The 20402-nt window shown below is 60.9% G+C and carries 13 protein-coding genes; 11 read left to right on the top strand and 2 right to left on the bottom strand.

Annotation, left to right across the window (positions count from 1 at the left end; all coding sequences use genetic code 11):
- Position 1 precedes the first annotated feature (1 nt).
- From EKH80_RS03740 to EKH80_RS03715, 6 genes are all read left to right on the top strand, one after another.
- Complete coding sequence (locus EKH80_RS03740; RefSeq protein WP_230473401.1) at positions 2–373, top strand: GPW/gp25 family protein; 372 nt, start codon at positions 2–4, stop codon at positions 371–373.
- On the top strand, positions 370–3084 hold the full coding sequence (locus EKH80_RS03735) for a putative baseplate assembly protein (RefSeq protein ID WP_126683380.1): 2715 nt from the start codon (positions 370–372) through the stop codon (positions 3082–3084). Before EKH80_RS03740 ends, EKH80_RS03735 begins: the two co-directional genes overlap by 4 nt.
- Positions 3081–6254 carry a putative baseplate assembly protein gene (locus tag EKH80_RS03730; protein WP_126683379.1) on the top strand — a complete coding sequence of 1058 codons (3174 nt, stop codon included), beginning with the start codon at positions 3081–3083 and terminating at the stop codon, positions 6252–6254. Before EKH80_RS03735 ends, EKH80_RS03730 begins: the two co-directional genes overlap by 4 nt.
- Positions 6254–8518 carry a hypothetical protein gene (locus EKH80_RS03725; RefSeq protein ID WP_126683378.1) on the top strand — a complete coding sequence of 755 codons (2265 nt, stop codon included), beginning with the start codon at positions 6254–6256 and terminating at the stop codon, positions 8516–8518. Before EKH80_RS03730 ends, EKH80_RS03725 begins: the two co-directional genes overlap by 1 nt.
- Before the next feature lie 9 nt (positions 8519–8527).
- Positions 8528–10183, top strand: a complete 1656-nt coding sequence (locus EKH80_RS03720) for a DUF6519 domain-containing protein (RefSeq protein WP_126683377.1) — start codon at positions 8528–8530, stop codon at positions 10181–10183.
- A 393-nt stretch (positions 10184–10576) separates the two neighbouring features.
- Positions 10577–11965: a PKD domain-containing protein gene (locus tag EKH80_RS03715; RefSeq protein ID WP_230473400.1), complete on the top strand. Its 1389-nt coding sequence runs from the start codon at positions 10577–10579 to the stop codon at positions 11963–11965.
- Positions 11966–12033: 68 nt separating this feature from the next.
- Here EKH80_RS03715 and EKH80_RS03710 read toward each other — a convergent pair whose 3' ends face one another.
- Together EKH80_RS03710 and EKH80_RS03705 are read right to left on the bottom strand one after the other, a co-directional pair.
- Positions 12034–13323, bottom strand: a complete 1290-nt coding sequence (locus tag EKH80_RS03710; protein WP_126683375.1) for a DUF6895 family protein — start codon at positions 13321–13323, stop codon at positions 12034–12036.
- Between the two features lie 111 nt (positions 13324–13434).
- A complete protein-coding gene (locus tag EKH80_RS03705) occupies positions 13435–13686 on the bottom strand; it encodes a hypothetical protein (protein WP_126683374.1) in 252 nt (83 codons plus the stop codon).
- Between the two features lie 576 nt (positions 13687–14262).
- Here EKH80_RS03705 and EKH80_RS03700 point away from each other — a divergent pair.
- The 5 genes from EKH80_RS03700 to EKH80_RS03680 all read left to right on the top strand — a co-directional run bounded on the left by EKH80_RS03700 (position 14263) and on the right by EKH80_RS03680 (position 20390).
- Entirely contained in the window at positions 14263–16047 is a 1785-nt protein-coding gene (locus EKH80_RS03700; RefSeq protein WP_126683373.1) for a DUF1800 domain-containing protein, read from the top strand.
- A 10-nt stretch (positions 16048–16057) separates the two neighbouring features.
- Positions 16058–17491, top strand: coding sequence for a DUF1501 domain-containing protein (locus EKH80_RS03695; RefSeq protein ID WP_126683372.1), 1434 nt, complete (start codon positions 16058–16060; stop codon positions 17489–17491).
- A gap of 330 nt (positions 17492–17821) precedes the next feature.
- Positions 17822–18301 carry a chemotaxis protein CheW gene (locus EKH80_RS03690; RefSeq protein WP_230473399.1) on the top strand — a complete coding sequence of 160 codons (480 nt, stop codon included), beginning with the start codon at positions 17822–17824 and terminating at the stop codon, positions 18299–18301.
- Positions 18298–19734 (top strand): CheR family methyltransferase, encoded by a 1437-nt coding sequence (locus tag EKH80_RS03685; protein ID WP_126683371.1) that lies wholly within the window; start codon positions 18298–18300, stop codon positions 19732–19734. The genes EKH80_RS03690 and EKH80_RS03685 overlap by 4 nt, the downstream gene beginning before the upstream one ends.
- Positions 19731–20390, top strand: a complete 660-nt coding sequence (locus EKH80_RS03680; protein WP_230473398.1) for a chemotaxis protein CheW — start codon at positions 19731–19733, stop codon at positions 20388–20390. Before EKH80_RS03685 ends, EKH80_RS03680 begins: the two co-directional genes overlap by 4 nt.
- Positions 20391–20402 lie beyond the last annotated feature (12 nt).

The raw sequence follows: 20402 nt of genomic DNA, 5'->3' as shown, positions 1-20402 counted from the left end.
CATGGACAGCCCGCTGAATATCGCCTTTCCCTACCAGTTCGATCACCGCGGCCGCACAGCCGCAGCCAGCGACGACGATCACGTACGCGACATGATCGAGCAATTGCTGTTCACCAGCCCCGGCGAGCGCGTGAACCGTCCCGACTTCGGCAGCGGCCTGTTGCAAATGGTGTTTGCGCCGAACAGCCCGGAAATCGCCGCAGCCCTGCAGTTCACGATGCAGGCGGCACTGCAACGCTGGCTGGGCGACGTGGTCGGCGTCAATGCGCTGGACGTGGTCTGCGACGACTCTGCGCTGCGGGTGGATATCAGTTACACCGTGCTGGCCACCGGCGACGCACGCAGCGCCAGCTTCAACCGGAGCATGCCATGAGCGAGGTAGCCATCAGCACCGGGACGGTGGGCTGTGTGCCGTTGCCTGCGTGCAGCGATGAGGCGCGGCGCGAGCGCTTGCGTTTGTCCGGCCGTCTCAACGGCATCGACTACGTGGAAGTCGGCGACAGTGGCAAGTCGCTGTGCATTCATCTGTTCGGCGGCGTGCCGGCTGAGCTTGGCATCGCCAATGTGCGGATCAGCGGCGGTGACCGCATCACTGGTTTGCATGCAGTCAGCGTGAAGCCCGAGCAGGAGCCCGAGCTGCACGATGATGTCTGCCTGCGCGTGGAGCTGGACCGCGAAGGCGATCATTCGCCGTATTGCCTGTGTCTGGTGGATGCCTCCTCAGGCATCGATCCTTCGACCTGGGTGGCCTATCCCGGTTTCGACCCGCGCTATGCCTGCGCCACGCTGTATTTTCGGCTCGATTGCGCAAAGGAGAGCGATTGCGCGGCGCTGCCGCCCTGTGTGCAGCCGGCAGCTGCGCAGCCGGAGATCAATTACCTGGCCAAGGATTACGCCAGCTTCCGCCAGCTGTTTCTAGACCGCATGGCGCTGGATGTGCCCGCATGGCAGGAGCGTCATGTGCCCGACATCGGCATTGCGCTGATCGAGGCCTTGGCCTACACCGCCGACCATCTCAGCTACTACCAGGACGCCGTGGCCACCGAAGCCTACCTGGAGACGGCGCGGCGCAGAATTTCCGTGCGCCGGCATGCGCGGCTGGTTGACTATCGGATGCACGAAGGTTGCAACGCGCGCGCGCTGGTGAGCTTGTCGCTCGCTGCGGGCGAAGTGACGCTCCCTTTGGATCAGCTCCTGCTGTTGACGCCGCCGGCCGGGCAGGGCGACGCGAAGGCCGGCATGATCGACAGCGTCAAGCTCGCTGCCGCACGTGTACAAGGCGCGCAGATATTCCAGCCGATGGCGCTGGATGGCGCGACGTCGATCACTGTGGTGGCTGCGCAAAGTGCCATCCGCCTGCACACCTGGGGCAATGCATTGTGCTGCCTTCCTCGCGGCAGCACCCAAGCCGTATTGGTCGATGCGCCACCTACCAACACAAAAGCGTCCGTCGATCGAACGCGCGCGCTCAAATTGAAGGCGGGTGATTTGCTGATCTTCGAAGAAGTGCTGGGTCCGGCGACCGGCAGTCCCGCCGATGCGAATCCGGAGCATCGCCATGCCGTGCGCCTTGCCGGGGTACAGGAAACGGTCGATCCGCTCGACGGCACCCTGCTTCTGCAAGTGAGCTGGGATGCCTGTGATGCCTTGCCGTTCGACCTTTGCCTGTCGATCCGCATGGCGGCACCCGATTGCCGCTGGATCGGTGATGTAAGCCTGGCGCGCGGCAATGTGTTGCTGGTCGACCATGGCGATCATCTGTCCGGCCAGTGCAAGTGCGATGTGATCTGCCAGCCCCCCGCTGATGTCGACAGCGACTACCCAGGCTTGAGCAAGGCGCTTGCTGCGATGACGGATGCCTGCCAGCGCTGCCAGGCCTTGGCCGAGGATTGCTGGCTGGTGCCGGGCACCACACAATACGGCTGCTGCCGCTGCGACGGAGCAGTGCAGGACGTCCTGTGTCCACCTGGTGATACGGAACACGTGCTGCCAGGCACGCCCCTGACCTGGGCGGAGCCGCTGCCGGCACAGCCGGGTGCGCCGATCTGCAAATTGCTGGCGCGCGATGTGCGCGCGGCTCTGCCGCAATTGCGCGTTTACGGCGGTACGTTGCAGGACGTGCTCGTCAACGGGATTCCCGCTGAGTCATTGCGTTGGCAAGCGCGTCCGGATCTGCTGGAAAGCGGTCCCGACGATCGCCATTTCGTGGTCGAGATCGATGACGATGGCCTGGCTCATCTGCGCTTCGGTGACGGCGTGCTTGGGCGACAGCCGCAGGCGGGCAACTTCTTCCGCGCCTTGCCGCGCATCGGCAATGGTCCGGCCGGCAACGTGGGGCGCGACAGCATCATCTGGCTGGCGCTGGCATCGGGCACGCTTTCCGGTGTGGACATCCAGCCGCGCAACCCTTTGCCGGCCAGCGGCGGCAGCGCAGCGGAAAGCCTTGCCGAAGTGAAGCTGTATGCGCCGGGTGCGTTTCGCGCCAATCCGCTGCGCGCCATCGTCGCTGATGACTATGCGATGTTCGCTGCGCGCACGCCCGGCGTACAAGACACGGCCTGCACGATGGACTGGACCGGCAGTTGGTACGAAGCGGACGTGGTGGTCGATCCGCTGGGCCGGGAAGACCTGCCCATGGCGATGGCGCAGAGTATCGATGCGGACCTGGAGCATTACCGGCGCATGGGGCACGACGTGGCTGTGCATGCTGCTTGCTACGTACCGTTGCTGATCACAATGTCCGTATGCGTGGCGCCAACATTTCTCACCGCCCACGTAAAGGCAGCATTGCAGGATCGCTTCAGCGCAGGTTTGCGTCGCGACGGCATGCCTGGTTTTTTCCATCCCGATCGCCTGCAATTGGGCATGCCGATCGACGAGAGTGCGCTGATCGCCGAAGCGCAAGCCGTCACCGGCGTTGTGCACGTGGAAGTAACCCGGTTGATGCGGGCGGACAACGGCACCAGCGATCGGCCGCCCGGCGGCGTGTTGCTTCTGGGCAAGCGCGAGATCGCCCAGGTCGACAACGATCCGGATCATCCCGATCACGGCGGCATTCAATTCACCATGGGAGGTGGGCGATGAGCTGCTGTAGCGCCTGTGGCCAACACGCCTGCGCCTGCGGTTGCGGCCCTCTTACCAGGACGCCGTTGTCGCTGTACAACCGGCCGGGGCTGGATAGCCTGAGTTACCGCGTTGGCCGTTATGCCGATTTTCGCGCCACGATGCAGGCGGACTTGAGCGACGCCAGCCTGCCGGCATTGTCCGGGCTGCGCACGCGTGAAGCGGATGATCCGTCGATCGCTTTGCTGGATACCTGGGCAGTGGGTGCGGAGGTGTTGAGCTTCTATCAGGAACGCATCGCCAACGAAGGTTTCCTGCGCACCGCGACCGAGCGGCGTTCGGTGCTGGAACTGGGGCGGCTGGTGGATTACCGGTTGCGTCCGGGTGTCGCGGCCAGCGTGTATCTGTCGTACACCATCGATCAGAACTCGGGTCCGGTGACCCTTTCCGCCGGTTCGCGCGCGCAATCGGTGCCGGCGCCGGGCGAGCAGATGCAGACTTTCGAGACCGCTGAACCGCTGGATGCACGCTATGAATGGAATGCGATCAAGGCGCGGAAGACTCAACCAGTGGAGATCTCCGTCGACACGATAGCCGGGCTTGATACGATCTGGATCAGCGGTATCAATAACAATCTGAAGACGGGAGACCGCTTGCTGTTCCTGTTCGGCGAAGATCTGGCTGGCGGGGTGCAGGCGATTCGGCTGGTCCGCGCGGTGGAAACGGACGCGCAAAACCAGCGCAGCAAGATATTGTTGCAAGCCCTGGAAGATGCCACGGTACAGATCGTGGCAGCGGCGACGAAGGCGATCGGGGCGCTGGAATTTTCCAGCGACGGTTCCAACCGCGATTTCTGGCTTGGCCGCATCGAGAAGATCCGCGCCGACCTGCTGCTTGGCGGCAGCAACTGGGGAAGTTCGAACGAGTTGATCGGGCACTATGTCAGCGACTTCAACCAGGACAACAATCCGGCTGCCGTTACGCAATTCTTGAACGACGTAAAGGCGGCTTTCGGCATTTCCAGTCCCTCGTCCTCAGGCGGTGGCTTCCAGTTCCTGTTCGATGCGCTGATTGCACCGCCGACTTTACAGCCTGCCAACCGCTTTCAGCTGGTACGCGACGCCGCCACCGCGTTAGGCGTAAGCAGCGATACGCGTCCGCAGATGCTGTTGCAGTTCGAGCCTCGCTTGCGCGATACCTTCTATCAGGCCTGGACCAGCGTTTCGTATGGCAATCCTTCGCCGGCCTTGAAGGGGGTCTTTGCAATGCGGGTGACGGCATCATTGTTCGGTTACAACGCGCCGAAACAGATCACCCTTACGCAAGTGCCCAAAGACGGCGGCGGTACGACGACTACAACCGGCTACACGGATTGGACGATCGACGAGGCCGCCGATGTGCTGTCGCTCGACAACGCCTATGACGGCGTACTCGCCGGCGGCTATGTCGCCATTCAGCGACACTCAAATGACGGCATGCAGGAAATCGAAACGACCGTTGCACAGGTTCAGCGCGCTAGCGTGCATCCGCGCACCGACTACGGAATGAGCAGCAAGACGACGGAGATCACGCTGGTGGATACGGGGAAGGGAACGACTGTGGGAGGCGCTGTGCAGCCACCGATTTGGTCGGTGCCGACGTGGGATGTCATACGCAGTGCTACGGTTTTTGCGCAGAGCGAGGCCCTTACCTTGGCCGAGCAAGTATTGACCGAGCCGGTAGGTGCTCCCGATTCCAGCGATACGGCGCCGCGCCAGACGCAGGATGATGCGACCCATCTCACGCTCGATAGCGTGGTCGACGGTTTGAAATCGGGGCGCTGGGTGATCGTGGAAGGCCAACGCGTGGATGTGCCCGGTACCGATGCGGTCACGGCAGCCGAATTGGTGATGATCGCCGCGGTGGAGCAGAGCCAGAACAAACGGCTGTCCGGCGATACCGTGCATAGCACCCTCGTATTGGCCAATCAGGGGCTAGCCTATCGCTATCGCCGCGACTCGGTCGTGGTGCATGCAAACGTGGTGCGCGCCACGCATGGCGAAACACGCAACGAAGTAATCGGCAACGGCAATGGCGCCGCGCCCATGCAGACGTTCACCTTGAAGCAGTCGCCGCTGACCTATGTGTCGGCGCCGACGGTGGACGGGGTACAGAGCACGCTCTCCGTTAGCGTGAATGACGTGCTCTGGCACGAGGTGCGCAATCTGGCGTTTGCCGGCAGTGCGGAACGCAGTTTCGTCACCAACACGGATAACGATGGCAAGACCAGCGTAACGTTCGGCGACGGTGCGCATGGTGCACGGCTTCCTACTGGCGTGGAAAACGTCAAGGCCGTCTATCGCAACGGCATCGGCGTGGCAGGCAATGTGCGCGCGGGCCAGGTCACCCTGGTGACGACCAAGCCCCTGGGGGTGAAGGATGTCATCAATCCGTTGGGTGCTTCCGGCGGTGCTGATCCGGAAAGCCGCGACCAGGCACGCCGCAACGTGCCGATTTCGGTATCGGCGCTGGACCGGCTGGTGTCGGTTAGCGACTATGCCGAATTCGCGCGCAGCTTCGGCGGCGTGGGCAAGGCATCCGCGGTGAAGTCCGGCGCACAGGTGCTGGTGACGATCGCCGGTGCGGCGGATGCGCCGATCGATCCAAGTTCCGATCTGTACCGCAATTTGCTGCAGGCATTTCAGCGCTACGGCGATCCGGCCTTGCCCGTGGATCTGAGCGTGCGCGAGCTGCTGGCGCTCAGGGTCAGCGCCAAAGTGGGACTTGCGCCCGATCAGCAGTGGGAAGCGGTCGAACCGCTGGTGCGCGCCGCGGTGCTGGACCGGTTCGGGTTCGAACGGCGCGAGCTGGCGCAGAACGTTTACCGCAGCGAGCTCATAGCTTGCGTCCAGGCTGTACGCGGCGTGGCTTATGTAACGGTCGATTTGTTCAGCAGTTTCGACCGGGAGACCTTGCTGCTCGGCTTCGAAGGTCGCGACAAGCCCAACAATGGCCTCGAACGCAGTGACGCGCCAAGCCTTAACGCGGCGATGTTGAAGCAGAAGCTGCCCCTGAACGAAGTGCTCGAAGCCTTCATCCCTGTCCTGCCGACGCGGCGTGATCCCGATGATCCATTGACCATCCTTCCCGCGCAGCTCGCTTATCTGCTGCCGGATATCCCGGATACCTTGCTGCTGCAGGAGGCGACCTGATGAGCGCCCTGGCCACCCGCAATCAGGACCGGCTGTACGACCTGCTGCCGGTGATCTACCGGATGCGCGATGCCGAGCAGGGCTATGCCTTGCGGGATTTTCTGCGTGTATTGTCCCGCCAGGCGGAGGTATTGGAAGAAGACATCACCCGCTTGTACCGCAACTGGTTCATCGAAACCTGCGACGAGTGGGTGGTGCCTTACATCGGCGATTTGCTCGGCTACACCTTGTTGCCGGAAGCGGCGACCCTGGGCGAAGAAGGTGCGCCGGTCTTGCGCCTGGGGCGCGTGCTGGCGCCGCGCGCGGACGTGGCCAACACCATCGATGCGCGGCGGCGCAAAGGCACGCTTTCGCTGTTGCAAGACCTGGCGCGCGATGCCGCCGGCTGGCCGGCGCATCCGGTGGAGTTCTATCGCTTGCTGGGCTGGATGCAGCATCTGGATCACCAGCATCCGCATCGCGGCCGCAACGCCGACTTGCGCCGGCCAGGGCCTTTGCAGGATTTGAGGTTCGAGCAGGGAGCGTTCGATCCGTTTGCGCATACGGTGGATGTGCGGCGCTTGGCGAGCTGCTATACGCGCGGGCGTTTCGGCATTCCCGATGTCGGCGTATTCGTATTTCGCCTGCGCAGCTATCGGGTGACGATGACGCCCGCCTTTGTCGCCGACGTAAGCATGAACTGCATGACCTTCAGCGCCCTGGGCAATGACACGCCATTGTTCCAGCTGCCGGAGCCGCTTGACGATGCCACCGCGATAAGCCGTGAACGTCATCTGCCGCTGCCGCTGCGACGCTATCGTTATGCGCTGCGCGGCAACAACGCCGATTACACCAAGGTATCGCCAGCGCTCTATGGCGAGGGCAAAAGCACCTTGCTTTGGGCGCCGGACTGGCCCAACAAGGGGGAGGGCATGCCGGTGCCGATCGAGCGCCTGATACCGGCCGACCTCTCCAACTGGAAAGGGCTGGTGCCGCGCGGCAGCGTCGCGGTGGATCCCGAAAGCGGCCGCTTGATGTTTCCCGCCAACCAGCGGCCCAAGCGCGGCGCGTGGGTGTCCTACTGCTACGGTTTTGCCGCGGATCTTGGCGGCGGCGAGTACGGGCGCAAGGTATCGGAGCTGGAAAACGCAACGCGCTACATAGTACACGCGACCTTGCCCAGCACTGATCCGCAGCAACCCTGGCCGGCCGGCCACTTCGGCAGCATTGCCGATGCGCTTGCCGCTTGGGCGCAGGCGAAAGCGAAAGTGCCCGAGGGACAGCCGCCGCTGCGCGCGCTGATCATCGAATTGGCCGAAAGCGGCGTCTACGAAGGCAGCATCGACATTCAGCTCGGCGCCGGCGAAGCGATTCAATTGCGTGCCGCCGAGCGCACGCGTCCGGTGCTGCGCCTGCTGGATATCCGCGCCAGCCAGCCCGATGCGTTCAGTGTGCGCGGAAAGCCGGGTAGCCGCCTGTTGTTGGACGGCCTGCTGATCACCGGACGCGGCATCGACGTGCAGGGTAGCAGCGACGATGAGGCACAGACGGTCGCGAGCGAAGACCTGTGCGAGTTGCAGATCAGGCACTGCACCCTGGTGCCCGGTTGGTCGCTGCACTGCAATTGCGACCCCAAACGCCCCGGCGAAGCCAGCATAACGCTCGACAGTTCACGCGCGGCACTGCGCATAGAACACAGCATCGTCGGCGCGATCGCCGTGATCAGTCCGCCGCGTCGCGGTGAACCACCGCAACTCACCCTGTGCGACAGCATTCTGGACGCCACCGGCGTGCAGCGCGTCGCCTTGGGCGCTCCCGACGAAGCGGTGGCCTATGTCGAAGCCAGCTTCAGGCGCTGCACGGTGATCGGCGAAGTGCAGGCGCACAGTGTGCTGCTGGCGGAGGATTCGGTCTTCACCAGCCCCTTGCGCGTGCTGCGCCGTCAACGCGGTTGCGTGCGCTTCTGCTACGTGCCGATCGGTTCGCGCACGCCGCGCCGTTTTCATTGCCAGCCGGACCTGGCCCTGGACGCAGCGGATCAGGACCACCGCGAAAGCGAGCAGCAGCGCGTGGTGCCGGAGTTTTGCAGCTTGCGCTATACCGCGCCGGACTATGCACGCCTGGCGGACGGCTGCTGCGAAGAAATCCGCAGCGGCTCTTCCGACCATGCGCAGATGGGCGTGTACCACGACCTGTACGAGCCGCAACGCGAGACGAATCTTGCCGCACGGCTCAACGAATACACACCAGCCGGCATCGACGCCGGGATACTTTTTGCCAGCTAGAGGCCCGCTATGAAAGGCGACTTCGCACGTGTCACATTCGACCCGGCCAACCACTACAGCCAGGTTTTCCAGCAGCAGGGAAGGGTGTTGCTGGAGGCCGACTGGAACGAGCAGGGCCGTATCCAACAATACCTGCTGCGCAGCTTCATCACCGACCTGGTGGGGCCGTGCTGGGCATCGGGCACCGGTTTCGCGATCACTGCCACCGACGCCAAAGGCAATTCGAAGCAGCTAGGTGATTGGAAGTTGAGCCAGGGGCATTTCTATGTTGACGGCATCCTGTGCGAACTGGATCAGGACTGCACCTTGGCGACACAGCCCAATCTGCCCACCCCTGATGACGGTGCCGACGGCAGCAGTGGACTCGCCAATCCGCCGCCGCAATATGCACTGTGGATGGACGTATGGGAGCGACATCTGTCCTATGTGGAAGCGCCGCGGATCGCCGATATCGCATTGGACGGCGTGGATACCGCCTCGCGCATGCAGACCGTTTGGCAACTGCGGCTGCTGAGCCAGACCGCGGCAGTGGCACTACTGAAGGACGTGGAGGGCGCCTTGCAGATACGCCTGAAAGCGACGACCGGCGACACCACCGCCATCAACGGGCAAATCCAGCAGATCGCCACGCTGAAGAACCAGATTTCCGGCAGCGCAGACAGCAACGAAACCGATACATGCGCACTCATTCGCGATGTGCTCAACGCACGCAACAACAATGCCTGCCCACAACTCACGGCGGAGCTCAAGTCCGGCAGTGCGGACGGCGATCCTTGCTCGATTGCGGCCGATGCCCGCTACAGCGGTTGCGAAAACCAGCTCTATCGGGTCGAGATCCATGACAAGGGCCTCCCAGGCAGCGGCGGCGCCAGTTTCAAATGGTCGCGCGAAAATGGCTCGGTGATCTTTCCCATCACCAGTGCCTCGACTCCCACGGTAGAAGGCAGCCAAACCAAGATGACGGTAACGCTTGCCAGCCTGGGACGCGATGATCGGCTTGGATTAGCCGTGGGTGACTGGGTGGAACTGGTCGATGATGCCTACACGCTGCGGCAGCAGGCTTCGCCCTTGCTGCAGGTGGCCGCCATCGAAATTCCCGCCCGCATTGTCACGTTGCAGACATCCAAAACCCAACAGCCGTATGGAGTGACTCTTGGCAAACGTCCCTATGTGCGTCGCTGGGACCAGCAGAAGGGGGCATCTCAGACCGGCGCTATTCCGGTCATGGAGGGCGCTGATGGGGCCGTCGAGCTGGAGAGCGGCGTGCTGGTGACTTTCCAGCCCGGAGGCTTGTACGCCACCGGCGATTACTGGGTGATCGCGGCGCGCGTTGCCGATGGCGGAAGCCTGGACTGGCCCACGCAGGACGACGGTAGCCCAAAGCCCCTCAGCGCAAGCGGCCTGCACCACTATGCCGTGCTGGGCCTTCATGACGAAAAGAACGCTTATAAGGAATGCTGCTGCCGGTTCGGGCCGTTGTGCACGCGGCTCAGGCAAACATCGGCCCAGTCGACGGATGCCATAGCGAACGTTGCTTCCGCTACCGGCAAGGTTGCCGCGAGCGGGCGCAGCGCGAAGACGGCATCGACGCCATCAGCATCGCCGACGCCATCGACACCATCGGCATCGCCGACGCCCTCTGCATCATCGGCACCCTCCGCATAGTCTGCGATAGCGCGTAGGCTGGGATGACAATCCCAGCTTTCCACGTGGTATCCCGGTGCTGGGATTATCATCCCAGCCTACGCCGCTCTGGACGTCATGCAAGGCGCGTGGATTAGATCAGATCATCCTTAAGTGTCTTCGTGTCGTCACGAAATTTCGACAAAGATGTCGAAACGTTGACAGCGTGCGACAGCTCAACGTCAGTGAGCAAATGTAAGGTAGGGTTGCGCCCGCGAATTCCGTTTTGTGTAACTATGGCTTATTGGGGATAAGCAAGCTCCGCATCACGATGGGGCAAGCTCGCATGACTTCACCCCAACCCTCCCCGTCATCGGGCGAGGGTGCCGAATACGTGCCGTATTGAATCCCGCCTACATGCATCGAGGTGTTCTCATGAAGAGCAAGGTCGTGTTGTGGTGCCTTATCACCTGCGCGTTGGGAGGTATTGCCGCAGTGGCGTCGGCCTCCAACCAAGCGGTGGAATCCGAAGCTGAGCACGAACAAATGATCGCCACGCCCAACGCCAGCAGCGGCAGTTGCGGGGTGGAGCGCTGGTCGGTCAAGACGGGTACCGATCCCGATGCAGGCCTGGTCAATCTCAACAATCCGGTTTCGCAAACCATCAGCTACCTGGATTCATTGACCGCCCCCAGCTCGCCGCCGGCCAATAGTCGAGTGCAACCGACCGAGACAACGTTGTTTGTGGTCGACGCAACCCTGGTTGAATACAAACTCGAGAGCGACTCCGATTATCACCTGGTGCTCAAGGATGCCCAGGGCAACACCATGATCGCGGAGATCCCCGATCCGGCCTGCGTTGGCGCCGGCAGCCCCTTTGCCGCGGGCATCCAGAATGCACGCAGCGAGTTCGACGGCAAATATACCGCCACGACCAGCTTCCAGACGGCGAATATTCCGGTCGAGGTTCGCGGGGTAGGCTTCTTTGATTTCAATCACGGCCAGACCGGCGTCGCACCGAATGCGATCGAACTGCATGCCGTGCTCGACATCAACTTCAATCCCGGCAGCGGCGGCGGCGATGTTCCCCCGGTGGCGAACTTCAGCGATTCGACCAACGGATTGACCGCCTCGTTCACCAACAGCTCCACCGACAGCGACGGCACGGTGGTATCCAGTGCCTGGGATTTCGGGGACGGCAGCACCTCCAGCGTCACCAGCCCCAGCCATACCTACGCCACCGCGGGCACCTACAACGTGACGTTGACCGTAACGGATAACGGCGGCAAGACCGGCAGCAAGAGCAGTGCGGTGACAGTGTCCTCCGGCGGCACCGGCGGCGGCACCCAGTTGCTGGGCAATCCGGGTTTCGAAGACAACAGCACCGGTTCGCCCTGGTCGATGAGCAGCAGCGTGCTGTGCACCAACAGTAGTTGCACTGGTGAAACGGCGCATTCAGGAACGGGTTTTGCGTGGCTGGATGGGTACGGCACCACACACACCGACACTGTTTCGCAGGCGGTCAGCATTCCTTCTGGCAAGACGAGCGCGACCTTGTCGTTCTGGCTGCATATCGATACCGCCGAAACCAGCACGACCAATGCTTACGATACGCTCAAGGTGCAGGTGCTCGATGCTTCCGGCACCGTGCTCGGCACCGTGGCGCAGTTCTCCAACCTCAACGCTGCAACGGACTACCAACAGCACACTGTCGACTTGAGTGCCTATATCGGACAGTCGATCACGTTGCAGTTCATTGGCACTGAGGATTCGCAAAAGCAGACGTCATTCGTGCTGGATGACGTGAATTTGAACGTGCAGTAAGAAACAGGCGTTTGCAAGCAGGGCCGCCGTCAGCGTTGCGCTGGCGTGCGGCCGCCAAGACTCGAAAATCAGCTCGCAATGACTGCGGGCAATAGTCTGTTTGTGATGCGTGCAAATTCCGTCATCCGGTTCAGCAGTTCGGCACACTGGCTCGCGGCAGGTGACGCCGTTAGACCGAACCGATGTCCAGTCTTCAAGATCTGCAGCAGCCTGTCGAAATCATTCAGCCGCGTGCTTCTGACTACGGCCAAATCAAACAGCAGCCCGGCGATGGCGTCGCGCTCCGCATCGCGAAGCCCAATGAAAATTTCAACCCAATGGGGACGGGAGTCGCCGCTTTCTATTTGTTCAAGAATGCACTTCGAGGCACCGGAATTGGCGCTGTGAACGGGAATGCGCAGGGGCGGGTGGTGGTCGAGCCCCAGGATGGAGGCGCACAGAACGCCCATGACATAAATGGTGTGATAGGCAGTCGCCAACATGTACCTGCGGCGAGCCAATCCAGTCAGTGTATCAAGCTTGTTCAGGCGGGTTGCCGGCGTAGGGAGAAAGCCAGCCACGTCTTCCACGTGGGCCAGTACATGAAAGACAAAAGTGGCCGCTGCATTCCATCGGCCGCGGGTGAGGGGCCATGAGAGCAAAAGTTCGCCACACAGATCATAGTCCTCATCGTCCAGGCACCGCGCCAGCAAGCATGCCGCGGTGGCGCGAATTTCTCCTGGAGGTTTGGGCCACTTCAGTGGCGATTTTTGAAATCTGCTCGTGTACATCAGTGCATGCGTAAAGGCGTAGATGTCTTCCCTGCCGCCATGAAGCAAGTCCAGAGGCAGGTAAAGAAGAGTCTGCTTTGCAACGAGATTTCCGCTATGCCCGGCGCCTGGCGTCGACGAAGAACGAAGGTCGTCGAACCATAATTGCTCTAGCACTCGATGGGGTGGCCGCTCACGCCCCTGGGCGGCCTGCGATTCGAGGCTGGCCGCCACCGCGGCATCGAATTCGGTATCGATGAATCCCAATTGCCCCAGAAGGATGTGGGCCTGCGCACATTCCATTGCATGAGTAGGTTCAAGGCAGATGTGCAAGAGCATGCGCTTGCTGCGCGCGTAGGGGATAAGTTGCCTTGCGAGATTGTCGACCCTTGCGCTGATGCCCGGGCAGTCCTTCACATGGGATGCCACCCAAAGCAGAAACGCGGTTTCCGCGATGATCTTTTCAGGTCGAACGGTGTTATGGGAGTCGACGGTGTCGACGTAGCCGTTATAGGCAAGATGCGTTATCACTTGCTCTGCCAGGTCCAGTACGCGAAACAGTCGCCTTTGCAGATCCCCTGTATCCCACGTGCGTCTGACTGCAGACATGGTAAGCACTCCAAGGAAGGGACTGGGGTGGCTTCGGACAAAAGAGAGTCTCGCGTTTGGCGCGAAACTCTCGGATGCCACTCGGGTGCCCCTGAACGCAACGAAGGTATGCTAGCCCCTGAGCTCGCCAGTCGAACGGCTCAGGCTTTCCAGGTTTTCAACGGTGTTCCCGGTCCCTGGCTGGTGAATCACGTACAGATGCACAAAAAATCGCATCGTGCCGCAAAACCCTTCCCAAGGCTCATCGGCCATGGCCATGGACGGCCCGAGTTCTGCTACGGTCTTGCCAATCGCGTTGAAGTCAACCGCCTTCGTGTCAAGCAGCTTCTTGACGATCTCCTGATGGTTTACTCGAGTTGCCATAGGAATATCCTCGACTTTGGAGGTGAGTACATCGCAACCTCGGGTGGTACCCCACTACAAGTCACCGCTTTCAGGAAGATTCCGTTGCGTAACGCCTGCTCGCTAGCGGACTCTAGCGACGGACATTCCAACTATTCCCCCAGCCCGTCATGGCAGGCGATTGGACTTTATAGGAAAGTCGTCATTACCACGCCATGAAGATCAAGTGAAGGCTGGCGTGCTATTCAAATAATCCATCACAAGGCAAGCGAGGTGTTCCCTCGCTTTTTGCCGGCCATCGCAGTCCACACGGCGAAGGCATAGGGATGTCCCTAGCTCTAACGTGTCGGAAAAGCTGTGATCCTGTGCCTTTGCGATTGTTTCCACTCCTGCTGCTGATCTCATGACTGCTCCCCATCATGAGGTAATGAAAAGCATGACGTAGATGATCGTCGACATTACCGGATGATCGTCGACATTTTGCAAACGTGTGGTTGATCACAGCGGCGGCATCGGCCATTCATGAATGCTTGCAGCTTCAACCAATGGTGCTCACCGCGATGGTGAACAGGTTGCCTTGATGCAAAGGGGATATGCATGAAAGTTTTTACCTTGAAGGGCTTGCGCGCTGCCGCACTCGCCTTGGTTCTATGGCCAACGCTCAGCCTGGCCCAGCTAGCCGGCCCAATGACCGACGCCGAAGCGGCACGCTTTCTCGCCCAGGCGACGTTTGGAACCACTTCGGCGGACATCAGCCATTTGCGCGCAGTCGGCTATCAGGCGTGGCTGACCGAGCAGTTTGCCGCACCGGTATCGACGCAAAAACCCTATCTGGACTGGGTGGCGGGTCTGCCGAACACGCCGGATGGAAATAACACGGTCAACGACGACACCCGGATGGAGGCGTGGTGGATCAATTCATTGGGTACGCCGGACCCAAGTCGCGGCAATCGGGTGCCGACCGATCAGCTAAGGCAGCGCGTCGCCTTTGCGCTGTCCGAAATCTTCGTCGTCTCCAATGCGAACGGCACGCTTGCCTACCAACCCTATGCGCTGGCGACTTGGTACGACATGCTTGCCAGCGATGCGTTCGGCAACTACCGCAACCTGCTCGACGACGTGACCAAGCATCCGGCGATGGGTACGTATCTCAATATGGTCGGCAATCAAAAGGCTGATCCGACGCAGAACATCCACCCCGATGAAAACTACGCACGCGAGGTGATGCAGCTGTTCTCGATCGGACTGGTGCAGCTCAACTCCGATGGCACACCCAAGCTGGACGCCAACAACCAGCCGATTCCGACCTACGACCAGACCGTGGTACGCGGCATGGCGGCGGTGTTCACGGGCTGGGGCTGGAACAACATTGGCTGCAGTGCATCCACGCGGCCGTGTTGCAGTGTGGACACCTATCCGAATTGCGGTCCGAGCGATATCAACGACCCCGCGTGGTGGAACCCGCTGCAACCCGTCGCCGACTTCCACGACAGCACCTCGGACAAGCAACTGCTCAATTATCCCGGCGTGGCGTTGACCAATGGGATACTGATTCATGGCGGTGATGCGCAGACGGAGATGCGCGCTGCGCTGGACAATATTTTCAATCATCCCAATGTCGGTCCGTTCATCGCGCGGCGCCTGATTCAGCGCCTGGTGACGAGCAATCCGACTCCGGGCTACGTCAATCACATCGCACAGGTATTCGCCGACGACGGCAGCAGTGCCCATGTGCGCGGCAATCTCCAAGCCGTGGTCCAAGCGATCCTGCTCGATCCCGAGGCGCGGGTGGGTGCATCCTATGTGCCGAATCCGGATGCTTACGGCAAGTTGCGCGAGCCCTTGCTCAAGCTCACGCATCTATGGCGAGCGATGGCGGCCGGGTCGACCAATGGGCGCGTGGATACGCCTTATCCGGAATGGGAAAGTACCTACGGCCAGGCGCCGCTGAGATCGCCCTCCGTCTTCAATTTCTTCAAGCCGGATTTCCAGCAACCGGGTGAGCTGCGCACGCGCGGGCTTTATGGTCCGGAGTTCCAGATCCACACGGCTACAGCGGCCGTCACCATCCCGAACGATATTTTCCATCGCATTTTCTGCGACTACACGACCAGCACGAGCTGCTACACCTCGAGCGGTCCGAACACGATGTCGATCTATGCGGATCGCGACGCCGCGCTCGCGCTCAGCAATCCCGCCGGATTGATCGATGCCTACAATCTGGTGTTCATGTCGGGCCAGATGTCGCCGTTCATGCACGACACGTTGCTGAACCGGCTCAATGCCCTAACTGATAACTCGGCCGGCGATCTCGGTCGTCAGCGCGTGCTGCACGCGCTCTATCTGATCATCAACTCCCCCGAATATTCCGTGCAGAAATAAGGATGCCGATATGCCCATCAGTCGCCGTGAATTTCTGCGCCGTAGCATGTATGCCACTCTGGGTGGCGTGAGCCTCTATTCCGGGTTAGGCAGCCTTCGCCTGGCGCAGGCCGCCGTCTTGCAAAACAATTACGCCTTCAGCGACTACAAGGCACTTGTATGCGTATATCTGTATGGGGGCAACGACAGTTTCAACACCATCGTGCCTTACGACAGTGCCATCTATCCGGTGTATGCGGCCTCGCGCGGCAATCTTGCGCTGGCGCAGGCGGACATCCAGGCGAATAATCTGCTCCCCGCCGCACTTGCGGGCGGATTGCCAGGCGGGCCGCCGAGCGATGGCGGCAGCTACGGCCTTCATCCGGCCATGCCGGAATTGCGCGGTCTGTTCAATGCCGGGCATGCGGCCATCGTCGCCAATGTCGGCTCGCTGCTCTACCCGATCACGCAGCAGCAGTATCAACTAGGCCTGGTGCCGGCGCCACCGCAACTGTTTTCGCACGACGACCAGACCACGCAGTGGCAGACCTCGCGCCCGGACGATGCCAATGCCAATGGCTGGGGCGGAAGAATGGCCGATCTGCTGGCGTCGGCCAACGCCAATCCACAATTCTCGATGAGCATGACCTTGTCCGGCACCAATCTCTTCCAGCGTGGTGCGGTGGTGAACCAATATGCCGTCGATCCGGGCGGTGTCGAAGCCATGAGCTATCTCGGCAATGGCCCGGAGTCCTGGGTCGCCGGCGGCACGACGGACGATGTGAACGCGTATAACGCGCTGATTCGAGGCCCTGCGCCGAGCAACGCGCTCGAGCGCGCGTTCGCCGCCTCGACCAGCAGCGCCATCGACTATTACACGGTACTCCTCGATGCCCTCAGTCAAGCGTCGGCGCCTACCACGGCATTTCCGGATACGGAGCTGGGCAATCAACTCAAAATGGTGGCGCAGCTGCTGCAAATCCGCGCCAAGCTCGGTGTGAGCCGGCAGATATTCTTCGTTTCCGCCGGTGGCTTCGATACGCACGACAATCAATTGGCGCAGCAGCAGGGCAATCTCACGCAACTCTCGCAGGCGTTGTCCGCGTTTTACAACGAGACCGTGGCGCTGGGGCTGGACCAGAGCGTGACGTCCTTCACCGCTTCGGACTTCGGCCGCTCGCTCGCCGTCAACAGTGGCGGCACGGATCATGGCTGGGGCGGCCACCACTTCGTCGTCGGCGGTGCGGTGCGTGGCCAACGTTTTTACGGTGCGATGCCGAGCCTGCTGACCACGGCTGCGGGCAATCCCAACGATACCGGTTACGGCCAGATCATTCCCACCCTGGCAGTCGATCAATACGCGGCGACGCTGGCGAGTTGGTTTGGTGTAAGCGCAGGCGATATCGCGGGCATCTTCCCGAATCTCGGTCGCTTCAATGCACCGAATTTGCGCATTTTTGGGTAATTCGTGCGCGGGCAGGGGATGGGAGGAGGACGCCCTGCCCAGTTATCCCGGCCATCGAAGAAGGCTGGGGCTTCGGCCCTTCCTTCATGTCTGCATGACGTGATCTGCACGTCATTTTAACATTTCAGGTGCCATGGCCGCGCCGAAGACAATCTTATTGATTGCCGACAACAACAAGTATAACGTCCACTACGCCATCGCCGACTTGCGATGCGCTGGTCGCGACGATCTTCCGGGATCGGGCGCGACGTAAAAAAGGGGAAATCCACGTAACCGTGACTTGATCGAAAGTGTCATTACCAGTGTCTTGGCTCAAGGCTGATTTCTGGGGTGCCGATCGATATGCGCGAGCGGGAAAACTATGTTGTATTTCTTCTGGACGAGAAGCGCTACGCGCTGTATTTGACAGCCGTCGAAAGAGTGGTCCACGCGGTGTACGTGACCCCTTTGGCAAAGGCTCCCGATTGTGTTCTTGGCATCGTGAGCCTGCAAGGACTCGTCGTGCCGGTCTTCAACATGCGTCGACGGTTTCGCGTGCCAGAACGAGAAATCGGCGTTGCCGACCAGATCATTTTTGCTCGTACCGAGCGGCGGGTGGTGGCGCTGTGGGTGGACACGGTCACGGGTGTGATCGAGTGCGACGCGCGTGACCTGACCCATAGCGGAAACATCCTGCCGAACCTGGACTATGTACGCGGCGTGATCCAGCTTGATGACGGCTTGGTGCTGGTGCACGACCTCAATGCTTTTTTGTCGCTGGATGAAGAACAGTCACTGGATGGCGCATTGGAAGCAAGCCATCCCTTATGACGAGCGCCACGCTTCCCAGGCATACCTTGTCGCAGCTTAGCGACATGCTCGCCGCGCGCATGGGTTTGAACTTTCCGGCGGAGCGCAGGGGTGATCTGGAGCGTGGCATTGCCGCCGCTGCCTCGACCTTTGGCATGCCCAATGCCGAAAGTTGCGCGAATTGGCTGTTGTCGACGCCGCCCACGCGTGGCCAGATCGAGACCTTGGCCAGTCATCTGACCGTGGGCGAAACGTACTTCTTTCGCGACGAGTGCTGCTTCAAGGCCTTGGAGCTGAACATTTTTCCGGAGCTCATTCATGCACGAATGAAGCATGAGCGGCGCTTGCGTATCTGGAGCGCCGGCTGTTGCACGGGCGAGGAACCCTACTCGATCGCTATGCTGCTTGATCGACTCATTCCGGATGCCCATGCCTGGAATGTAGCCATCCTGGCTACGGATATAAACCCTTCGTTTTTGCGCAAGGCATCGGCTGGCGTCTATGCGCAGTGGTCATTCCGCAGCACGTCCGCCATGGCCAAGTCCATGACCAGGTATTTCAGGCGCGCAGCCGAGTCACGCTACGAAGTGAAACCCCACATACGAAAATATGTGTCGTTTTCGTATCTTAATCTTGCCGACGACATCTATCCCTCCATGACGAACAATACCAACGCCATGGACGTAATCATTTGCCGGAACGTGATGCAATATTTCACCGCGGACCAGGCGGAGCGGGTTTGCAGGAAACTGCAGGACTCGTTGATCGACGGCGGATGGTTGATCGTCGCACCCGCCGAGACGTGGGTACAGCCCCGCCATGGCTTGAAGATGGTGGAATTTCCCGGCGCCATTTTTTATCAAAAGCATGCGGAAGGTGGCGGCCAGGCGTCGCAGCCATCGCCAGGGAAGGTCTATCCGAAATTCGAATCGTTTTCCCTGGAGCGCCTAGCCCCAGCGAGGGTGGCGGCGCCTTCGCCCGTGAAGCATTCGGAAAAGCGTGCAACGGCTGTATCGATATCATCCGAACCAGCAATGCCGCCGGCGTCCTGCGATGAGGCCAGGGGCTACGCCAACCAGGGAAAATTGACCGAGGCCGCGCAGTGCTGTGAAACAGCCATAGCGGCGAACCGGGTCGATCCGCTTCCTCGCTATCTGCTGGCCATCATCCTGCAGGAGCAGGGTCGATACGATCAGGCCACGCAATCGCTAAAGCACGCTCTATATCTGGATCCTGCGTTTGTGCTGGCGCATTTTGCCTTGGGGAATCTCTATACGTTGACCGGACGTCATCGCGACGCAAGACGCTATTTCAGAAACGCACTTGACCTTCTGCGTTCCCTCCCGAGGGAGGACGTGGTACCCGAATCGGATGGACTGAGCGTAGGCCGTCTCGCGGAAATTGTCGCGGTCGTGCTGGCAAGTCTTGATGGAGCCGAAGCTGCGAACGCATGATGGAGGATGATGGGATGCAGGGCGAGAAAGCCAAACTGGGCCGCAATTCGAGCGTCCGTTTCGACTACGTTGCCTTGGAAAGGAAGCTTGCGACCGCGCATGCCTCGATCGAGTCGAGCTGGACGCTGACGCCCGAAGACAGTCGAAGGATTCTCGCCGCAAGGGCGCAAGCGCTTGCCATGGGAGGGACGCCGGAAGAAGCGTCTGAATCGTCTATCGAGGTCGTGGAATTCAATCTGGCCTACGAGCGCTACGCCATCGAATCGCACTACGTGCGAGAGGTCCATCCGCTTGAGAATCTCACCCCGGTGCCGTGTACGCCATCGCACGTTCTTGGTGTCGCCAACCTGCGGGGAGAGATCATTTCGGTCATCGATATCCGGATATTTTTCGATTTGCCAAAAAGAGGGCTTCCGGACCTCAACAAAGTCATCGTGCTTGAATCGGAACACATGAGTTTTGGCGTGCTGGTCGACGCCGTGGCAAGGGCGGACAAGATTCGGGTTGCCGACATTCAGCCGGCATTGCCGGCCATGACGGGCATTCGCGAAACCTATCTCATGGGCCTCACAGCCGATTGCTTGGCGATTCTGGACGGCGGGAAGCTGTTGTCCGACGCAGGTATCGTCGTGAACGAACAGATACGCGAAAGTTGAGGCGAAACAGGG

This window comes from Dyella choica (assembly GCF_003977665.1).
Classification (GTDB): domain Bacteria; phylum Pseudomonadota; class Gammaproteobacteria; order Xanthomonadales; family Rhodanobacteraceae; genus Dyella_B; species Dyella_B choica.
Note: the sequence above shows the minus strand (reverse complement) of the source record. Positions and strands in the feature narration are given on the sequence as shown.